The following is a 20,121-nucleotide window of genomic DNA, read 5'->3' as shown; positions in this document are numbered from 1 at the left end:
CCACCTTGTGCAGCTCGGCAATGCCGGCCTCGGCGGTGCGCATGCGGCGCTGGCCTTCGAAGTGGAACGGCTTGGTGATCACGCCGACGGTGAGGATGCCCATGTCGCGCGCGGTCTTGGCGATGACCGGAGCAGCACCGGTGCCGGTGCCGCCGCCCATGCCGGCGGTGACGAACACCATGTTGGCGCCAGTCAGATGATCACGGATTTCGTCGATGACTTCCTGCGCGGCGGCAGCGCCGACGTCGGGCTGCGAACCGGCGCCGAGGCCCTGGGTGACCTGCGTGCCCATCTGCACGATGCGCTGGGCCTTCGACATGGTCAGCGCCTGCGCATCGGTGTTGGCGACGACGAAATCGACACCCTGCAGACCGGCGGTGATCATGTTGTTGACGGCGTTGCCGCCCGCGCCACCGACACCGAACACGGTGATCCGGGGCTTCAGCTCGCTGATATCAGGAACGTTGAGATTGATGGTCATGAGGTTGCCTCTCGATTACGCGCGCGTTGTCTGGTCATGCCGGAGGCCGGAGGCCTTGGGCGTCGAAGATAGAAATTGCATTGGCCGGAAAAATTTCATCAGAAGCCCTCTCGCAGCCATCGTCCGACCTTTCCGAAATAACCGTCACTGGTCCCTGTCTTGAGCTGCCGCGTATGCCGCGGTTCGACATGTTCAAGATGTGCGAATTGCGGATAGACCAAGAGGCCCGACGGCACCGCAAACGAAGCGCTCTTGGCTTCATTGGGCAGCCGGCCGAAGCCAAGTGGTCGTGCAATGCGAACGGACCGTCCGAGAATCTGGCTACCGAGTTCGGCAAGGCCCGTGAGCTGCGACGCGCCGCCTGACAGCACCACGCGTGCGCGCGGTTCTGCAGCAAAGGGCGAATCCGCCAACCGGTCCCTGACCATTTCAAAAATCTCCTCGGCACGCTGACGCACGATGTTCGCTATCGTGGCGCGGGATACGACCTGCGGAAAATCGCGGTCGTTATCACCAGCCGTCGGCACGTTCATCAGTTCGCGCGCATCGGAGCCACCCGTCAGCACCGTGCCATATAACGTCTTGATTCGCTCGGCATCCGCGATGCAAGCACCGAGTCCGCGCGCCAGATCCATGGTGATGTGTTGCCCGCCGACCGCAAAGCCCGACGCGTGCACGAAGCGTCCGCCGGAATAGGTCGCGATCGTTGTCGTACCTGCGCCCATCTCGACCACGGCAGCCCCCAGATCGGTCTCGTCATCGGTCAGCACCGAGAGTCCCGCGACATAGGGCGCAGCTGCCATCGCCTCGACATTGAGGTGGCAGCGCTCGACAACGAGCATCAGGTTGCGCGCGACCGTCGCATCGGCGGTGACGACATTCATGTCGACGCCGAACTGCGAGGCGACCATGCCCTTGGGATCGCGAATGCCCTTCACGCCATCGAGCGAATAGCCCACCGGCAATGCATGGAGCACCGTGCGGCCCGACGGCGTCGCGTGGCGCATGCCGGTCGAGGTGACACGTGCGATATCGGAGGCCGTGACGGCGCCGCCCTTGATATCGGCTGACGCTTCAATCAGTTGGCCCTGCAGGCGACCGGCCGACACCGACAGCAGCACGGATTCGACGCGAACCTTGGCCATACGCTCGGCCAGCGCCACCGCCTGACGAACGGCCTGCTCGGCCTCGCCCATATCGACGATCGCGCCCGACTTCACGCCGCGCGACTGGAGCTGGCTGTAGCCGATCAGCTCGACCGCATGGCTGCGGCCGCGCAGGGCCTCGCTCGGCGCACATGGCCGCAGACGCGCGATCATGCAGGCGATCTTGCTGGTGCCGACGTCCAGGGACGCCACCAGCGCGGTGCGGTTGGCCGCCATCTGACGCGTCTTCGGCGCCTGGTTGCGATCGAGACCGCTCATGCTGCGCCAGCTTTCTTCTTGGACTTGTCTTGTGCCTTGAACAGATCTTCCCGCGCTTTCGCGGCGTCTTCCGACAACCGCACGGTCAGGCGATCCGGCAGGCGCATGTCGATGGCGACGATGTCGCGCGAAAACAGGCGATCTTCCTTGTCGAGCTTGCTGAGCATGGCCAGCGCGTTGCCGACGTCGTTTTCCGGCAGCCGGATATCGAGACCATCCTTCAGGCGCAGATTCCAGCGGCGCTCGCCGACGAAGATCGCGGCCTTGGTGACCGAGCGGACCTGTGGATAGCGATCGAGCAGTGCCAGGAAATCCCTGGCGCCGCCGTCCGCGCCCTTGCCCACCACCAGCGGCAGCGACACGAAGCGGCGCGACACGTAATTTTCCAGAACGGCGCCGTCATCGGAGATCACCGAGAGACGACCGTCCTCCTGCCACAGCGCGAAAGCCGCGCGCTCGGTGACATCGATCTGCAGGCGATCGGGATACAGCTTCAGCACATTGGCGTCGGCAATCCACGGATTGGCCTTGAGCTTGTCGCGGACAGCCGCGGCATCGAGGAAAAACAGCGACGATCGACCATTGATGCCGCCGATGGCCAGGATCTCATCCTGGGTCAGCTGCTTGCGGCCATTGAGAATGACGGAGGCGATGCGGAAGCCGGCGGCATTGGCCGCGGCGTTGCGCGCATCGTTGAAAGCTTCGACCATTTCGTCGACGTGATTGCCCTTGACTACGCCGAGCGCGACGCTGCCCGTCAGCATCAGCACGGTGGCCGCAATGCCGACGCGGCGCGGCACATGGCGCTCGAGCATCGCGATGAAGCGGTTGGAGCTCTGTTCGCGGACGGCAGGCTTGGCAGCACGAAAACGGGCCCAGAAGCGGGCGAGCGGGCTCAGCTGCTCGCGCAGCAGAATGCCTGCCCCAAGGGCAGCCATTTTAAGATCAGCTTGGGGCCCCAGCGATCGCACCGACCGAGAGAGGCGTCCTCCACCATCCATACCAAGAGCTCGTCACAGGTTATGCCCGCATTGGCGCGGAACTCTGGCGCGAGTGACGTCTCGGTCATGCCGGAATGGATTCAAGCCTTTGAAACAGGCCGGTTTTCCATCGATACGCGTCGTCACGGAATCCCCGCAAAGCTCACGCCTCGGCAGCCAAGCGCAACACGCGCCGCCAGCGTTAACCTTCGGGCTTCCTGGTAAACAAAGTGTAAAGGGGATGGGCGCAGAGCGCGATTTGATGCGGCTGTGGAAGACTTTAGCCGAGGTGTGGCCGACGCGCCCGAGGGAACTGCGGCGGCTTCGTGGCGGGCATCGCCGGGTTGCGGAAATTAACGCGCACCTAAGATGGGTAGAGCGCAGGCGCGCCGCGCCGAAGAGGACCCCATCAATGCTTGTGACGGGATGATGGGTTTTGCTTCGCTCGACCCTGCCTGCGGCTTACGTCACCCGCCCACGCGCCTGATCGCCAGCTCGATCTGGCCGTTCAGGAAATCGACGAAACTGATCCCCTGGGCGTTGAGCGCCTTCGGATAGAGCGAGGCCTTGGTCAGGCCCGGAAGCGTGTTGGTCTCCAGATAGACTGGGCCTTTGGCCGACACGATGAAGTCTGACCGCGAATAGCCACGACATGACATCGCGCGATGCGCCTTGACTGCAAAATCCCCGATCTGCGCGCTGATCTCCGGCGTGAAACGCCCCGGGCAGATCTCCTGCGTCGATTTGGCGAGATACTTCGCCTCGTAATCGAAGCCGCCGTCGGCCGGAATGATCTCGATCGGCGGCAATGCGATCAGCGAGCCATCGGCCTGCTCCAGCACGGCGCAGGTTGCCTCCACACCGGCAACGAACGGCTCGATGACATAATCTTCGGTCTTCGCCGCATTGCGCACGGCAACGAGATCCTGCTTGGCATTGACGAACATCAGCCCATAGCTCGATCCATCCCGCGCGGGCTTGGCGATCAGCTTGCCGTATTCGGCGAGCGCGCTTTCCATCTCGTCCAACGCGACACCCGCCGCAATCGGCACGCCGGCGAGTGCCGCAAAACGCTTCGCCGCCACCTTGTCGAAGGACAGATTGGATGACGCCGAGCCGGACCCGGTAAACGGAATGCCGCGCATCTCGCACATCACCTGCAGCTCGCCATTCTCCGCAGCTCCCCCATGCATGCCGAGCACCAGCAGGCGGCTCTCCGCCCTCGCCTTGTCGAGCGCCTGCGTCAGCACGCCAATGCTGCTGCCACCGGGCCTGAACGGATCCTCGAACGGCCGCGCATGCGCGAGCAGCATCTGCCCGCTGGTTTCATAGACGCGGTCGTCGGCATCCCAGAACCAGAGATCCGCATCGGGCAGTGCAGAGTGCAGCGCCTGCGCGGAGGCCACCGACACCAGACGTTCCTTGTTCAGGCCACCGAACATGATGGTGATCCGCTGAGGTTTCGCCTGCTCTGTCATCGTGTCGTCTCCGAACCAATCCGCGAATCGCGCCCTGCCGACAAGGCAATAGCATCACGTCATACGAGTCATATAATGCCCTGTCAGGGGCCGTTGCGCGAGCCCGCTCCGCAGTCCAATGGAATTGATGTCCGATGATCAGAGCCTGGCTCGAACTGAACACTTTCGGCACCTTCGCGACGCTGGCGCTGCTGTATTATGGCGGGGCGGTGGTGCTCGTGGGCCTGACCTCGACACCATGGCTGGCGAGGCGACTGGGACCGTTCGACGGGATCGTCGCGCCGTTCTTCTCGTCGGTGGCGATCCTGTTCGGCCTGTTGACCGGCTTTCTCGCCAACGATGTCGGCGACCGCAACCGCCAGGCGGTGCGTGCCGTGCAGACGGAAGCCGGCGAGCTGCGTAACATCCATGCGCTCAGTATCGCGTCGGCATCGGACATGACGTCGATCCGCGTCGCGTTGAAGGCCTTCGTGACCTCCGAGGTGCAGGAGGAATGGCCGGCGATGCTGAACGGCGAGCGATCTCCGCATACCCGGGCCGCCTTTGACGACCTGCTGCGCGAGATCAGCGATCCCAAGATCACGCGCGAAGCCAGTGCGCCGGTGCATGTCGCCCTGCTCTCCGCCGCCGTGCGCGCCGGCACCGCGCGCAACGACCGGCTGAGCCTGTCCAACGATCACACCAACGATCTCAAATGGACCTCGGTGCTGCTGCTCGGACTGATCACACAGCTCGCGCTGTGCCTCGTGCATTTCGGGAAACCGCGCGCGATGCTGCTGGCGCTGTCGGTGTTCGGCAGCGGCGCGATCGTCGCGCTCGGCCTGATCGCGCTGCAGGAACATCCGTTCGAAGGCACATTCCGGGTCTCGCCGGAGCCGCTGGAACGCATTCTCACGCTGAGCGAGGTCGGGCCGAACTCGGCATTGCCCGCACCGCCGAAATAAGATCGCGCGTTACGGCGCGACACCGATCCGCTTGATCTCCCAATGCAGGTCGATGCCCGATTGCGCCAACACGCGCGCGCGCACGGTGTCGCCGAGCGTTTCGATGTCGCTCGCCGTGGCATCGCCGGTGTTGATCAGGAAATTGCAGTGCATCTCCGACACCTGCGCGCCGCCGACGCGTAGACCGCGGCAGCCGGCCGCATCGACCAGCTTCCACGCGCTGTGCCCGGGCGGGTTCTTGAAGGTCGAGCCGCCGGTCTTTTCGCGGATCGGCTGCGCGGTCTCGCGATGCGCCTGTACGTCCTCCATCCGCGCACGAATGGCTGCGGGCTCCGTGATGGCGCCGCGGAATTTCGCCGAGGTGAAGATGATCGACGGATCGACTCCGGAATTGCGATAGACGAACGCCATACCGGCATTGTCGAACACGTGTTTCGTGCCATCACGTCCGATGCCCGTGGCTTCGATCAGCACGTCCTTGGTCTCACCGCCATTGGCGCCGGCATTCATCCGCAGCGCGCCGCCGATTGAACCGGGAATGCCGAAGTAGAATTCAAGCCCACCGATATTCGCCGCCGCCGCAGCTTCCGCCACACGCTTGTCGAGCGCAGCCGTGCCCGCGCTGACGACATCACCTTCGGCGGACGCAGCACCGAAGCCGCGCGGGCTCAGGCGAATGACGACGCCTGCAATGCCACCATCGCGCACGATGAGATTGGAGCCGACGCCGACCACGGTGACCGGGATGTCGCCCGGCAGCTTCGACAGGAAGTAAGCGAGATCGTCTTCATCCGCCGGGGTGAACAGCACCTGCGCCGGACCGCCGACACGAAACCATGTCAGCGGCGCGAGGGATTCATTCGCGAGCAGGCGCCCGCGCAGATCGGGCATCGCCGATTTAAGATCGGGAGTGATGTCGGGGAAGCTGCTCACGCTCAGCCCAGCGCCTTCAATTCGCCGGGCAATGCATAAGCCCATTGCGTGATGTTGCCGGCGCCGAGGCAGACGACCGTATCACCTGATTTCGCAACACCCGCGACGAGACCCGCAAGCGCCGCGGATTCCTGCAGCGGAATCACCTCGCGATGGCCATGCGCGCGCAGGCCGAGCACGAAATTATCGCGGTCGATGCCTTCGATCGGTGCTTCGCCGGCGGGATAGACGTCGGCGACGATCACCGTGTCGGCGTCGTTGAAACAGGTGCAGAATTCCTCGAACAGCGACTGCAGGCGCGTGTAGCGATGCGGCTGCACCACGGCAATGACCTTGCCTGCGGTGCTTTCACGCGCGGCGCGCAGCACTGCGGAAATCTCCACCGGATGGTGGCCGTAGTCGTCGATGATGGTGACGCCGTTCCACTCGCCGGTCTTGGTGAAACGACGCTTGACGCCGCCGAAGCCGGCGATGGCCTTGCGGATCGCCTCGTCCGACATGCCGAGCTCATGTGCGACTGCAATCGCCGCTATCGCATTGAGCGCGTTATGGCGACCGGGCATCGGCAGCAGCAGATTGTCGATCTCATGCGCAGTGCCGGCCTTGCGATCGCGGAACGCAACCTTGAAGGACGAGCCGCCATTGGCAGGCTTCAGATCGACGAGGCGCGCATCGGCCTGCGGGTTCTGCCCGTAAGTAATGATGCGGCGGTCCTCGATCTTGCCGACGATGGTCTGTACGACGGGATGATCGATGCACATCACGGCGAAGCCGTAGAACGGCACGTTCTCGACGAAGTTGCGGAACGCGTCCTGCACGGCGTCGAAGGTCTTGAAGTGATCGAGATGTTCGGGATCGACATTGGTGACGATGGCGACATCGGCGGGCAGCTTCAGGAACGTGCCATCGCTCTCGTCGGCTTCCACCACCATCCATTCGCCGGCGCCGAGGCGCGCATTGGTGCCGTAGGCATTGATGATGCCGCCATTGATCACCGTAGGATCGAGCTCGCCGGCATCGAGCAATGCCGCGACCATCGAGGTCGTGGTGGTCTTGCCATGGGTGCCGGCGATGGCGACGCACGACTTCAGTCGCATCAGCTCGGCGAGCATCTCGGCGCGACGGACAACGGGAATGCGCTGCGCGCGCGCGGCCATCAGTTCCGGATTGTCGCGTTTGATCGCAGTGGAGACCACGAGCACATCGGCGCCCGACACGTTATCGGCCTTGTGGCCGACATGGATGGTGATGCCCTTTTCGCGCAGACGATTGACGTTGGCACTCTCGGACGCGTCGGAGCCCTGCACGGTGTAACCGAGATTGCACAGCACTTCAGCGATGCCACTCATGCCGATGCCGCCGATACCGACAAAGTGAATGGGTCCGATTTCGCGCGGCAGTCTCATGATGCGTCTCTATCTTTCGTCAGCCCAGCCTCGTGCCGGGCGTCCAAGTCGTGTTCTAGCAGATGACTCCTTCAAACAGACGCAGATGGCCGGGACAAGCCCGGCCATGACGGAAAAGACAGATATTTGGCTTGCGGATCAGGCGAATCCGCCATTTTTGCTGATGGTGCGCCTACTCCGCCGCCGCGGGAACCGGGAGCCGTGCCCGGTCACGGCTGATTGCGTAAAGCGCCACGCCAAGCGCTGCCAGCGGAGCCAATGCCGCGACCCACGGCACCGAAGCCAGGCTGCCATGATCGATGACGGCGCCGCCAAGCCAGGCGCCGATCGCATTACCGAGATTGAAGGCTGCGATGTTGAAGCTCGACGCCAGACTCTGGCCCGCGCCCTGGGCCTTCTCAAGCACCCACATCTGCAGCGGCGGCACTGTCGCGAAGGCAACGGCGCCGAGCAATGCAACGAAGATCACCACTGCGATCTGGCTATGCGTAGCGAAGGTCATCAGCGCCAGCACCACCGCGAGCGCCGCCAGACTGCCGAGCACCGTCGGGATCAGCCAGCGATCGGCAAAGCGACCGCCGACCAGATTGCCGACGACAAGACCACCGCCGAACACCAGCAGGATCGGCGACACTGCGGCATCTGAAAAGCCAGCGAGCCGCGTCAGGATAGGCGCGATGTAAGTGAACACCGCGAACACGCCGACCCAGCTCAGCACCGTCGTCAGCAGGCCCATCAGCACCTGCGGTCGTGCGAGCACTGCGAGGTCCTGCTTCAAATTAGAGGGCGCAGGCTTGTCATGATCCTTCGGCACGAAGAATGCGATGATCGCAAAAGCGAGCATGCCGACCAGCGTTACCGCGAAGAAGGTCGAGCGCCAGCCGAAGCCCTGCCCCAGCCAGGTGCCAAACGGCACGCCGAGAATGTTCGCCACCGTGAGGCCGGTGAACATCACCGCGATCGCCGAGGCCTTCTTGTTGGCAGGCACCAGCGTTGTCGCCACCACCGAACCGACACCGAAGAATGTGCCATGGGCAAAGGCGGTCAGCACGCGGGCCGCCATCAGGCTCCAGTAATCCGGTGCCACAGCACAAGCGAGATTGCCCACCGTGAAGATGCCCATCAGCACCAGCAGCACGGTCTTGCGCGGCCAGCGCCCGGTGGCGACGGTCATGATCGGCGCACCGACCACGACGCCCAGCGCATAGCCGGAGATCAGCAGCCCGGCGGCCGAGATGGAGACGCCGAGATCGCCGCCGACCTCGATCAGCAGACCCATGATGACGAATTCCGTGACGCCAATTCCGAAGGCGCCGGCGGTAAGCGCGTAAAGTGCGAGAGGCATGATCGTGTCCCGTGGGTGAAGCGGGCCAGATGCCCGACAGCGGGAGATGTGGACCTCGGGGGATTGATGAGATAGACATGCCATAGGAACAATATTTGTGAATTCAGTTCACCCAACGAAGTGAAGCGCGATGTCGCGGCTCGACGTCAATCGCTCCGGCGAAATGGAAGTGTTCACCCGGGTGGTCGAACTCGGCGGTTTCTCGACCGCCGCCCGCGCCTTCCGGATGACCCCCTCTGCCGTGAGCAAGCTGGTGGCGCGGCTGGAAGCGCGGCTCGGCGTGCGGCTCATCAACCGCTCGACCCGCAAGCTGCAACTGACGCCCGAAGGCAGCGCCTTCTATGAGCGCGCGCTGCGCATTCTCGACGAGATCAGCGCGGCCGAACGCGAAGCCGCGATTGGCGCAACACCGAGCGGGTTGCTGCGCGTCAATACCAGCGTGCCCTTCGGCCTGCGTCTCCTGCTGCCGCTGCTGCCTGATTTCGCGAAGCGCTATCCCGATATCAAGGTCGAGGTCGTTCTGACCGACCTCGTCGTGGATCTCCTTGAAGAGCGTGCCGATGTCGCCATTCGCGTCGGCTTGATGCGCGAGTCGCGCCTGCTGGCACGCAAGCTCGGCGAGAGCCGGATGGTCGTGGTGGCCGCGCCCGGCTATCTCGCAGAACGCGGGACGCCGAAGACACCGGATGATCTTGCTGGCCATAACCTGCTGCGTTTCGGCTTCGCCAAGTGGGAGAACGGCTGGCCGTTCAAGATCGACGGCGAGACGATCGCCGTGATGCCGTCAGGCAATGCGCTCGTCAGCGACGGCGAAGCAATGCAGCGCCTCACCGTGGCCGGCATGGGCCTCGCACGGCTCGCACGCTTTCACGTCGAGGCCGATATCAAGGCCGGCCGGCTGGTGCCGGTGCTCGAAGCGTTCAATCCCGGCGACATCGAGCCGATCCACGCCGTGTTCGTCGGCCATGGCGGACAATTGCCGGCACGGGTGCGCGCGTTTCTGGATTATCTGGTGGAGACGGTGAGGCTGTAGTTTGAACTAACGCCGTCATTCCGGGGCATGTCGGCACGCAAAGCGCGCCAGCGTGAACCCCGAATGACGAGTATGTGGCGAATGCTAGATCTTCGCCACCTTGGCGACGAGATCCGCCAGCCGCTCTGCCGCATCGAGCTTGCCGACCTTGCGCGCCCCTGCGGCCATGGCCGTCAATCGCGATGGCTCGCCGGCCAGCTCGGATATTTCCGCCGCCAGGCGATCCGGCGTGAAATCAGCCTGTGCGATGCGGAGCGCGCCACCGGCGTCTGCCAGCACGCCGGCATTGGCGAACTGGTCCTGATCGAGTGCGCCGGGCAATGGCACCAGGATAGACGGCCGACCGATGGCGCCGAGTTCGGCGACGGTGCCCGCACCGGAGCGCGAGATCACAAGCTGACTTGAGGCGAGACGCGCGGGAAGATCGCTGAAGAACGGCGCCAGTTCGGCCTTGATCTTGAGCCTGTCATAGACGGCACGCACGCGGCTCATGTCCTCATCGCGGACCTGCTGCGTGAGCACGAGGCGATTCCACAGCGCCGGTTCGAGACGTTCGATGGCCGGTGGCACGATATCGGCCATGACGCGCGCACCCTGGCTGCCGCCGACCACGAGCAGGCGCAGCGGCCCGGTGAGATCGGGCGCCACGTAAGGCACGGCAGCCGCCGCAAGAATCGCCGGGCGCATCGGCGTGCCTGTCGTCGTCGTCTTCTTCGACAATTCGGGATCGCGATCGAGCACCCCGGGCAGCGACGTGGCAATCGCGCTGACCTTGCCGGACAGCATGCGATTGGCGCGGCCCATCACGGCGTTTGAATCGTGGATCAGGCTGGGGATGCCGAACAGGCGCGCGGCAAACAGCGGCGGCACGGTCGGGTAACCGCCGAAGCCGATCACGGCGGCCGGCTTCAGCGTGCGCATGAGATTGAGTGCTATCGCCGTGCCCGTGGCCAGCATGATGGCCGTGCGCGCCAGCGAGATGGGATTGCGCGATCGCAGCGTCTCGCTGGGCACGACATCGATCATCTCGCGTGAAAACAGCCCGCTATATTTCAGTGCCCGCGCGTCGGTAACGAGGCGCACGCGCAGGCCGCGCTTCATCAGCGCGACGCCGAGTGCCTCCGCCGGAAACAGGTGTCCGCCGGTGCCGCCCGCCGCGAGCAATATGAGGGGCGCGGTGCTCATCACGCGTAAGTGCGCGCGACGTGGGCGTCGATCGCCTCCACTTCGGTGCGCGGGCGCATCCGGGTCAAAGCGAGCAGCATGCCGACGCTGTAGGCCAGCGAGATCATCGACGAGCCGCCATAGGAGATGAATGGCAGCGTCATGCCTTTCGCGGGGATCAGATGCAGGTTCACCGCCATGTTGATCGCCGCCTGCACGCCGAACAGGATGGCGAGACCCGACGCGGCGAAACGCGAGAACAGATCTTCGGTGGCGTAGGCGCGCGACATGGCGCGGATCACGATGAAGGCGAACAGGGCGAGCACCGCAAGGCACAGGAGAATGCCGAATTCCTCGGCGCCGACGGCGAAGACGAAGTCGGTGTGGCTGTCCGGCAGGCTGCGCTTGGCAATGCCCTCGCCCGGCCCGAGGCCGAACCAGCCGCCATTCGAGAAGGCTTCCATGGCGGTATCGACCTGGAACGTGTCGCCCGAAGCGGGATCCATGAAGCGTTTGATACGGCCGGCGACGTGCGGCACGAGGAAGTAAGCCATCAATAGCCCGCCTGCGGCGGTGGCGCCGAGGCCGAACACCCAGACCATGCGCATGCCGGCGATGAAGAACAGCGAGCCCCAGGCCATCAGGATCAGCATGGTCTGACCGAAGTCAGGCTGCATCACCAGCAGCGACACCAGCATCATCAGCAACACGATCGCCATCGAGGTCGCCGGCATCTCCGGCTTGCGGGCGGATTCCGAAAACAGCCAGGCGGCGATCACCACGAAGGCCGGCTTGGCGGATTCCGAGGCCTGGATGTTGATGCCGAGAATGGTGATCCAGCGTTTGGCGCCCTTCACCTCCGGCCCGATCAGCAAGGTGGCCAGGATCAGCACGATGGAGATCGCGAACACGACAAGGGCCGAACGGCGTATCTGCCGCGGCGTCATGAAGGACACGCCGATCAGCACGATGACGGACGGCACCAGGAACAGGATGTGGCGGTTGAAGAAGTGGAACGGATCGAGCCCGATGCGGGTCGCGACCGGCGGGGAAGCCGCCAGCGACAGGATCACCCCGGCCAGCATCAGCGCGATGATCGCTGCCAGCAGCAGGCGGTCCACGGTCCACCACCATTCGCTGAGCGGTGTGCGTTGTTCGCGAGAGATCATAAGCGCGTCCTGCGGGTCGATGAACTCCTATCGATGGGCCATCGTGGTTGCCAGACGGTTAATGGATTGTGAAAATTTGGAGGGAATGGGGCTGGCTTACCTCTCCCCCGCAATGCGGGGAGTGGTAAAGAAACTAAACCGCCTTCACCCCATCCAGCGCCAGCACCAGTTCCCGGAACCGATCCCCGCGAATCTCGAAATTCCGGAACTGGTCGAACGAGGCGCAGGCTGGCGACAGCAGCACGACGGGCTCAGCGAGCCCGGCTTCGGCCGCATCGCGCGCGGCATTGGCCACCGCGACATCCAGCGTCACGCTGATCTCGTAGGGCACCTTGCCGTCCAGTGTCTGCGCAAAATTATTGGCCGCTTCGCCGATCAGATATGCGTTACGGATGCGCGGGAAGAATTCGGTGAGCGACGTGATGCCGCCCTCCTTCTGCTTGCCGCCGGCGATCCAGAAGATGTCGTTGAAGGACGACAGCGCTTTCGCCGCAGCGTCCGCATTGGTGCCCTTGGAGTCGTTGACGAACAGCGTCGCGCCCTGGCGCCCGACCTGCTCCATGCGATGGGCGAGACCGGGGAACGAGCGCAGGCCCTTCTGCAGCACATCCGGGCTGACGCCGAGCGCCAGCGCCGCAGCCGAGGCGCAGGCGGCGTTCTGCGCATTGTGCAGGCCACGCAGCGAGCCGATACCGGCGATATCGACGATCTCGCTCTGCGCGCCGCCGGCATTGCGCACGATAGTACTGCCCTTGATCGTGAGGCCATCGGCCAGCGGATGTTCGACGGAGACGCGCACCACGCGCTTGCCGGATTGCTCGACGCGATCGGCCGCCTTGCTGCACCAGTCGTCATCGACGCCGATGATCGCCGTACCGCCGGCCTGCACGCCGGCAACGAGACGTTCCTTCACCGCGGCGTAATGCGCCAGCGTGCCGTGACGATCGATATGATCCGGCGTGACGTTCAGCAGGATGCCGACGGACGGATCGAGCGAGGGCGTCAGATCAATCTGATAGGACGACATCTCGATCACATGGACGCGGCCCGCGCGGGGCGGCTCCAGCGACAGGATCGCGGTGCCGATATTGCCGCCCATCTGCGTATCGAAACCGGCCTCGCGCATCAGATGCGCGACGAGCGCCGTCGTCGTCGATTTGCCGTTGGTGCCGGTGATGGCGACGAAGGGCGCGTCGGGCGCGCGCAGCTTGCGCTCGCGGCAGAACAGTTCGATGTCGCCGATCACTTCAACGCCCGCGGCCTGCGCTGCAACCACCGTCCAGTGCCGCGCTGGATGCGTCAGCGGCACGCCGGGCGTCAGGATCAATGCGGCAAAAGCGCCCCATGCCACGGTGCGCAGATCGGCGGTGATGAAGCCGGCCTGCGTGGCTTCAACCATGCGGTCGATGCTGTCGTCGCAGGCGATGACTTCGGCGCCGCCCGCCTGCAGCGCGTGGCAGGACGCAAGGCCCGAGCCGCCGAGGCCGAACACGGCGACGGTCTTGCCGGCGAATGAGGTGACCGGGATCACGATCTCACCGCAGCTTGAGCGTGGAGAGGCCGACCAGCGCCAGCATCACCGAGATGATCCAGAAGCGGATGACGATCTGCGGCTCGGTCCAGCCCTTCTGCTCGAAGTGGTGATGGATCGGCGCCATGCGGAACACGCGCTTGCCGGTGAGCTTGAAGGACGTGACCTGCACGATCACCGAGACCGCCTCCAGCACGAACAGGCCGCCGATCACTGCGAGCACGATCTCGTGTTTCACGGCCACGGCGATCGAACCGAGCATGCCACCCAGCGCCAGCGAGCCGGTATCGCCCATGAAGATCGATGCCGGCGGCGCGTTGAACCACAGGAAGCCGAGGCCGGCGCCGAGCACAGCGCCGCAGAGCACAGCGAGTTCGCCGGTGCCCGCGACATAATTGATCTGCAGGTAGTCGGAGAACACGGCGTTGCCGGCGAGATAGGCGATCATGCCGAAGCTCGCAGACGCGATCATGACCGGCACGATAGCGAGGCCGTCGAGGCCGTCGGTGAGGTTCACGGCATTGCCGGCGCCGACGACGATGAAGGCGCCGAACAGCACGAAGAACCAGCCGAAATTCACGATCACATCCTTGAGGAACGGGATCACCAGCGAGGAGGACAGCGGATCGCGGCCGAGCTTGACGAAGGCGAAACAGGCGGCGCCGGCGATGATGAATTCGATCATAAGGCGCGTGCGGCCGGCAAAGCCCTTGTGGCTCTGCTTGGTCACCTTGAGATAGTCGTCATAGAAACCGACGAAGCCGAAGCCGAGCGTCACCGCCAGCACGATCCAGACATAGGGATTGCGCGGATTGGCCCAGAGCAGCGTGGAGACCACGAGGCCGGACAGGATCATCAGCCCGCCCATGGTCGGCGTACCCACCTTGACCAGATGCGACTGAGGGCCGTCGGTGCGGATCGGCTGGCCCTTGCCCTGGCGCAGGCGCAGATTGTCGATGATCCAGGGACCGAACAGGAACACGAACAGTGCGCCGGTCACCACCGCGCCGCCGGTGCGGAAGGTGATGTAGCGGAACACGTTGAACACCGGCACGGTGCCCGCGAAATCGATCAGCCAGTAGAACATTCAGTCCGCCCTATACCGCAGCGTCGTCGAGCGCGGCGTTGCCGGGAAAGCGCTTTTCGAGCGCGGAGACAATCGGTTTCATCTTCGAACCGAGCGAGCCCTTGACCATCACGGCATCACCGGCGCGGATCGCGGCCAGCACCTGCGATTCGAGCGCCGCCGCATCCCCGGCATAGCCGCCCCGCTTGCCCGTGGAAAGAGCATCCCAAAGGTTGCGCATCAGGGGACCACAGCAAAATACCAGATCGATACCGTTGGACTGGACCGCCTCCAGCAGCCCGGCATGAAGTTTCGCGCCATCGGCGCCGAGTTCGAGCATGTCGCCGAGCACCGCGATGCGGCGGCCCTTCGGCCCGACTGCCGCCGCGCCGAGCACGTTGATCGCTGCCGCCATGGAGGCCGGATTGGCATTGTAGCTCTCGTCGATCAGCGTCGCCTCGCCGCCCCCGACTTCGAGCACATGGCGAACGCCACGGCCCGCGGCAGGCACAACCTGCGACAGCGTCAAGGCGGCATGGACAAGATCGGCGCCCATCAATTCGGCGGCGGCGAGTACCGCCAGCGAATTCATCGCCATGTGGCGGCCGGGCATGCCCAGCTTGTAGGTGACGTCATGACCAAGGATATTGGCGTGCACCGCCGAGCAGGTCGGGTGCAATGAGACGTCGAGCAACCGCGCGTCAGCCTTCTTGTCGGCACCGAACGAGACGATGCGCGAGACACCGGCCTTCTTGGCGCTTTTTTGCAAACGCGCGAATTGCGCATTGTCGTGATTGAGGATCGCCACGCCATCGGGTTCGAGCCCGGAGAAAATTTCAGCCTTGGCATCGGCGATGGCTTCGACACCGGCGAAGAATTCCAGATGCACCGGCTCCACGGTGGTAATGACAGCGAAATGCGGCCGCACCATTTTCACCAGCGTTTCGATCTCGCCCGCATGATTCATGCCGATCTCGAAGATCGCAAAGCGCGCATCGGCCGGGCAGCGCGCCAGCGTCAGCGGCACGCCCCAGTGATTGTTGAACGAAGCCACCGACGCATGGGTCTTGCCTTGCGCATCCAGCACACGGCGCAGCGCTTCCTTGGTCGAGGTCTTGCCAACCGAGCCGGTGATCGCAATGACCTGCGCTTTCAGGCGTGCGCGCGACGCCAGACCGAGCTCGACGAGAGCTGCGAGTACGTCATCGACCACCAGCAAACGCGCATCGGCCGGAAACTTGTCGCGCTGCGCGGCATCGACGACAGCGAGACCGGCACCGGCTTTCAGCGCGGTTTCGACAAAAGCGTGGCCATCATGCACATCGCCCTTGATCGCGAAATAGGCTTCGCCGGGCTTGATGGTCCGGGTGTCGATGGAGATGCCGGTGATGCCTTCCGGCAGCGCGCCCCGAGTGGATGCCTGCATCGCGTCGGCCATCGCGGCCAATGTCCAAAGAAACTCGCTCATGCAGTCCTCTTGGCAAGCGCCGCTGCGGCGGCCTGGTGATCGCTGAAGGGAAGCGTGCGATCACCGACGATCTGTCCGGTCTCATGTCCCTTGCCCGCGATCAACAAGGCATCGCCGGGCTGCAGGTTCTCGATCGCAAAACGAATGGCCTCGGCGCGATCGCCGATTTCGGTGGCGCCCTTCGCAGTTGTCAGGATCGCCGCGCGGATGGTTGCAGGTTCTTCGCTGCGCGGATTGTCGTCGGTGATGATCACCGTATCGGCATTCTCGGCGGCAATCTCGCCCATCAGCGGCCGCTTGCCGGCGTCGCGATCGCCGCCCGCGCCGAACACCACGACGAGCTTGCGCTTTGCATAGGGGCGCAGCGCCTGCAGCGCCTTGGCCAGCGCATCGGGCTTGTGCGCATAGTCGACGAAGACCGGCGCGCCATTGTGCGCGCCGACCTGCTCGAGACGGCCCTTGGCGCCCTGGAGATGTTCAAGCGCAGCGAATGTTGCATCGACATCCCCACCGGTGCCGATGACGAGGCCGGCCGCGACCAGCGCATTCTCGATCTGGAATTCACCGACCAGTGGCAGCGTGATCGCGCGCGTCTTGCCGCGATGCTCGAGCGTGAGTTTCTGCGCAAAGCCTTCGACAGAAGCGTCGACAAGGCGGATGCCTTCGCCTGCGCCGTCGCCCTTGCGACCAACCTTCATCAGGCGCAGATGGCGCGACTGTGCCGCATGGATCACCTGCGGCGAATGTTCGTGATCGGCCGCGATCACGGCCACGCCGCCGTCGACAACCAGATTGAGGAACAGCCGGAGCTTGGCCCCAAGATAGTGCGCGATGTCCGGATGGTAGTCCATGTGATCGCGCGACAGATTGGTGAAGCCGGCGGCAGCGACGCGCACGCCATCGAGCCTGAACTGGTCGAGGCCGTGCGACGATGCTTCCAGCGCGAGATGCGTCACGCCCTCGCCGGTAATCTCGTCGATCTGTTTGTGCAGCGAGATCGGATCGGGCGTGGTGAGCGAGCCATAGATGGTGCGCTTCGGCGATACCAGACCGATGGTACCGATGCTCGCGGAAGCATATCCAAGGCGGCCCCAGATCTCGCGCGCAAAGGACGCGACAGAGGTCTTGCCCGATGTCCCGGTGACAGCGGCAACGACGGCGGGCTGCCGCGGATAGAATCTGGCTGCGGCGAGAGCCAGTGCCAGGCGCGGGTTGCGCGTGCGCACAAAGGGCACAGACAATCCACCGGGATGATGGTCGCCCGCGATAGCGACGGCACCCGACGCCAGCGCCTGCGTGATGAAGCGCGCGCCGTCGGTCTTCGCGCCCGCCAGCGCGAAGAACAAATCGCCCGGCTTGACCGCGCGGCTGTCCACAGCGAGTCCGGTGACGGCCACGTCCCTTGCGGACTCCTCCATCACGGTATCAGGACTGAACAAATCGCGTAGTTTCATGCTGCTCCGGGCAGGCCAGATCGAGGACACATCGGGTTCCGCAACGCCACGCAAACCGCATTTTGCACCGGCTGTAAAGCGCAGATGCGGCGTTACTGAGTCACCTTGGATGTCGCAAGAATAAGGCGGTCGGACGGCGCCAGATCGAAGCGCGGCTCAAGTCCCAAAAGCGGCGCGATGCGGGCGATGACATTGCCCCCCGTCGGCACAGCATTCCAGCCCGAGGTGATGAAACCATGGGTTTCCGGCAGCGCCTTCGGCTCGTCCAGCATCACCAGAACCTGGAATTGCGGATTGTCCATCGGCAGCACGGCGGTAAAGGAATTCAGCACCTGCTTCTTGGAATAGCGGCCGTTGACGACCTTTTCGGCCGTGCCGGTCTTGCCGCCGAGATAGTAGCCCTTGGCCCTGGCTTCGGCCTGCCGCGCCGAACCGGTCTCGGCATTCAGGCGCATCATGTAACGCACCTTGTCGCTGGTCTCTTTCTTGATGACGCGCTTGCCGATCTCCCGCGCTTCCTCTTCGGTGCGCTTCAGGAAGGTCGGCGGGATCAGCAGCCCGCCATTGATCATCGCATTGACGCCCATCACCGCCTGCAGCGGCGCCACAGCCATGCCGTGACCGAACGCGATCGTGATGGTGTTCAGTTCGCCCCAGCGCTTCGGCACGATTGGCATCGCGCTCTCCGGCAGTTCGGTGCGCAGGCGATCGAGCTGGCCGACTTTCTTCAGGAAGGCCTTGTGCGCTTCGACGCCCTGCCCGAGCGCGATCTTCGCCGCGCCGACATTGGACGAGAAAGTGAAGACTTCGGCCAGCGAGATCGGACGCGGCACCGGATGGGTGTCGTGGATCTTGAACTTGCCATAGCTGAGCGGATAACGCGCGTCATACATGGTATTCAGATTGGCCTTGCCGCTATCCAGCGCCATTGCCAGCGTCAGGGTCTTGAAGGTCGAGCCCATTTCATAGACGCCGGTGGTCAGTCGGTTGATGCGATCGGGATCGTGCGCTTCCTTCGGATTGTTCGGATCGAAGTCGGGCAGCGAGACCATGGCGACGATCTCGCCGGTCTTCACATTGGACACAAGGCCCGACGCTGCCTTGGCGCTGTATTTCGCCTTGGCCTTGAGCAGTTCGTCGCGCAGCGCGTGTTCGACGCGCAGGTCGACGGCGAGTTCAACCGGCTTCTGCAGACGGTCCGAAGCAAAGCCTGCACGATGCAGATCGGCAAGGCCGTTGGTGTCGAGCCATTTCTCGATGCCGGCGATGCCCTGATTGTCGATATTGGTCAGGCCGATCAGATGCGACACCGCCGCTCCGCTCGGATAGACGCGTTTGTTCTCGCGCAGGAAGCCGATGCCGGGAATACCCAGGCGATGAATGTCGCGCTGCTGCTGCGGCGTGATCTCGCGCTTGAGCCAGGCAAAGCCCTTCTTGCTCATGATCCGCTCGCGCACTTCGGCGCTGTCGAGATCGGGCAACGCGCCGGTGAGCAATTCGACCGCTTCGTCCTTGTCGATGATGCGACGCGGCTCCGAGAACAGCGACGGCGATTTCACGTCGGTCGCAAGGATCGCACCATTGCGGTCGACGATATCCGGGCGTGCGGTCGCAATGGCGTCACGCGTGGCGCGACGTTCGGCATGGGCATCGCCGTTGACGGCGAACATGATGAGACGCACGGCGATGATGCCGTAGACGCCGCCGAATGCGATCATGGCGAGGCCAACGCGCGCACGCGCCTTCGCCGCGCGATCGACGTTGCGCCCGTAAAGCAGGCTGCGGATCAGACGCTGGCGCCAGGGCTCCGGCGGCCGGGTGACCGGTTTGTTCGGGTCGAGCGGCTGACCTGTCACTGCGGATCCTCCGGCCGATTCTCTGATGCGGGCACCGAGCCTGTCACGATGTCCGGATCGATGGTGTTGAGCATCGCGCCGATTGGATCGGGCTCGCCCGGCCTGGCGAAATTCGACGGCCGGTCCGGCAGGTTCTTCAACGTGTCGAATTGCTGTGCCGTCATCGGCTGCAGTTTGAGATGACGTTCGGCGAGGCCCTGCAACCGCATCGGCGCATCGAGCTTGGCCCATTCGGCACGCAGCGACGCAATGGCATCGCGCTGCTCGCGGATGTCGGCATGCAGGCGCAGCACCTTCTCGGTGCGCACGGTGGATTCCATCTTGATGCGATAGACATAGGCGGCGGCGAAGACGAGAACGGCAATAACGAGAAGGTGGATGATCCGCAT

16 protein-coding genes and 1 pseudogene are annotated in these 20,121 nt (G+C 64.2%); 2 read left to right on the top strand and 15 right to left on the bottom strand.

What is annotated here, in order from left to right; genetic code table 11:
* The 4 genes and pseudogenes from ACEK02_RS22455 to ACEK02_RS22440 all read right to left on the bottom strand — a co-directional run.
* Positions 1 to 481 (bottom strand): annotated as a pseudogene (locus tag ACEK02_RS22455) (cell division protein FtsZ); the annotation flags it as partial.
* Between the two features lie 98 nt (positions 482 to 579).
* Positions 580 to 1,905 carry a cell division protein FtsA gene (ftsA, locus tag ACEK02_RS22450; RefSeq protein ID WP_371423757.1) on the bottom strand — a complete coding sequence of 442 codons (1,326 nt, stop codon included), beginning with the start codon at positions 1,903 to 1,905 and terminating at the stop codon, positions 580 to 582.
* Positions 1,902 to 2,906 (bottom strand): cell division protein FtsQ/DivIB, encoded by a 1,005-nt coding sequence (locus ACEK02_RS22445; RefSeq protein ID WP_371423756.1) that lies wholly within the window; start codon positions 2,904 to 2,906, stop codon positions 1,902 to 1,904. Before ACEK02_RS22445 ends, ftsA begins: the two co-directional genes overlap by 4 nt.
* Positions 2,907 to 3,352: 446 nt before the next feature.
* The gene (locus ACEK02_RS22440; protein ID WP_371423755.1) at positions 3,353 to 4,363 is read right to left on the bottom strand and encodes a D-alanine--D-alanine ligase; all 1,011 of its coding nucleotides are present in this window, start codon (positions 4,361 to 4,363) and stop codon (positions 3,353 to 3,355) included.
* Positions 4,364 to 4,497: 134 nt separating this feature from the next.
* On the opposite strand from ACEK02_RS22440, the gene ACEK02_RS22435 reads away from it, so the two are divergent.
* Complete coding sequence (locus ACEK02_RS22435) at positions 4,498 to 5,307, top strand: hypothetical protein (protein ID WP_371423754.1); 810 nt, start codon at positions 4,498 to 4,500, stop codon at positions 5,305 to 5,307.
* 9 nt (positions 5,308 to 5,316) lie between these two features.
* Here ACEK02_RS22435 and murB read toward each other — a convergent pair whose 3' ends face one another.
* The 3 genes from murB to ACEK02_RS22420 form a co-directional block, all read right to left on the bottom strand.
* Positions 5,317 to 6,285 carry a UDP-N-acetylmuramate dehydrogenase gene (gene murB / locus ACEK02_RS22430; protein WP_371423753.1) on the bottom strand — a complete coding sequence of 323 codons (969 nt, stop codon included), beginning with the start codon at positions 6,283 to 6,285 and terminating at the stop codon, positions 5,317 to 5,319.
* Positions 6,243 to 7,646 (bottom strand): UDP-N-acetylmuramate--L-alanine ligase, encoded by a 1,404-nt coding sequence (gene murC / locus ACEK02_RS22425; protein ID WP_371423752.1) that lies wholly within the window; start codon positions 7,644 to 7,646, stop codon positions 6,243 to 6,245. Before murC ends, murB begins: the two co-directional genes overlap by 43 nt.
* A gap of 172 nt (positions 7,647 to 7,818) precedes the next feature.
* Entirely contained in the window at positions 7,819 to 8,991 is a 1,173-nt protein-coding gene (locus ACEK02_RS22420) for an MFS transporter (RefSeq protein WP_371423751.1), read from the bottom strand.
* Between the two features lie 130 nt (positions 8,992 to 9,121).
* Here ACEK02_RS22420 and ACEK02_RS22415 point away from each other — a divergent pair, with 130 nt between their 5' ends.
* Positions 9,122 to 10,024: a LysR family transcriptional regulator gene (locus ACEK02_RS22415; RefSeq protein WP_371423750.1), complete on the top strand. Its 903-nt coding sequence runs from the start codon at positions 9,122 to 9,124 to the stop codon at positions 10,022 to 10,024.
* An 84-nt stretch (positions 10,025 to 10,108) separates the two neighbouring features.
* Here ACEK02_RS22415 and murG read toward each other — a convergent pair whose 3' ends face one another.
* From murG to ACEK02_RS22375, 8 genes are all read right to left on the bottom strand, one after another.
* A complete protein-coding gene (gene murG, locus ACEK02_RS22410) occupies positions 10,109 to 11,212 on the bottom strand; it encodes an undecaprenyldiphospho-muramoylpentapeptide beta-N-acetylglucosaminyltransferase (protein WP_371423749.1) in 1,104 nt (367 codons plus the stop codon).
* Entirely contained in the window at positions 11,209 to 12,357 is a 1,149-nt protein-coding gene (ftsW, locus tag ACEK02_RS22405; RefSeq protein ID WP_371423748.1) for a putative lipid II flippase FtsW, read from the bottom strand. Before ftsW ends, murG begins: the two co-directional genes overlap by 4 nt.
* Positions 12,358 to 12,490: 133 nt before the next feature.
* A complete protein-coding gene (gene murD / locus ACEK02_RS22400; RefSeq protein ID WP_371423747.1) occupies positions 12,491 to 13,888 on the bottom strand; it encodes a UDP-N-acetylmuramoyl-L-alanine--D-glutamate ligase in 1,398 nt (465 codons plus the stop codon).
* A gap of 4 nt (positions 13,889 to 13,892) precedes the next feature.
* Positions 13,893 to 14,975 (bottom strand): phospho-N-acetylmuramoyl-pentapeptide-transferase, encoded by a 1,083-nt coding sequence (mraY, locus tag ACEK02_RS22395; RefSeq protein ID WP_093760528.1) that lies wholly within the window; start codon positions 14,973 to 14,975, stop codon positions 13,893 to 13,895.
* A gap of 10 nt (positions 14,976 to 14,985) precedes the next feature.
* Entirely contained in the window at positions 14,986 to 16,422 is a 1,437-nt protein-coding gene (locus tag ACEK02_RS22390) for a UDP-N-acetylmuramoylalanyl-D-glutamyl-2,6-diaminopimelate--D-alanyl-D-alanine ligase (RefSeq protein WP_371423746.1), read from the bottom strand.
* Positions 16,419 to 17,876 (bottom strand): UDP-N-acetylmuramoyl-L-alanyl-D-glutamate--2,6-diaminopimelate ligase, encoded by a 1,458-nt coding sequence (locus ACEK02_RS22385; RefSeq protein WP_371423745.1) that lies wholly within the window; start codon positions 17,874 to 17,876, stop codon positions 16,419 to 16,421. The genes ACEK02_RS22390 and ACEK02_RS22385 overlap by 4 nt, the downstream gene beginning before the upstream one ends.
* A gap of 92 nt (positions 17,877 to 17,968) precedes the next feature.
* Positions 17,969 to 19,732 (bottom strand): peptidoglycan D,D-transpeptidase FtsI family protein, encoded by a 1,764-nt coding sequence (locus ACEK02_RS22380; RefSeq protein ID WP_371423744.1) that lies wholly within the window; start codon positions 19,730 to 19,732, stop codon positions 17,969 to 17,971.
* Complete coding sequence (locus ACEK02_RS22375; protein WP_371423743.1) at positions 19,729 to 20,121, bottom strand: hypothetical protein; 393 nt, start codon at positions 20,119 to 20,121, stop codon at positions 19,729 to 19,731. The genes ACEK02_RS22380 and ACEK02_RS22375 overlap by 4 nt, the downstream gene beginning before the upstream one ends.

The sequence above is a fragment of the Tardiphaga sp. genome, assembly GCF_041424195.1.
Lineage (GTDB): Bacteria > Pseudomonadota > Alphaproteobacteria > Rhizobiales > Xanthobacteraceae > Tardiphaga.
This window is presented reverse-complemented; position numbering and strand designations above follow the sequence as displayed.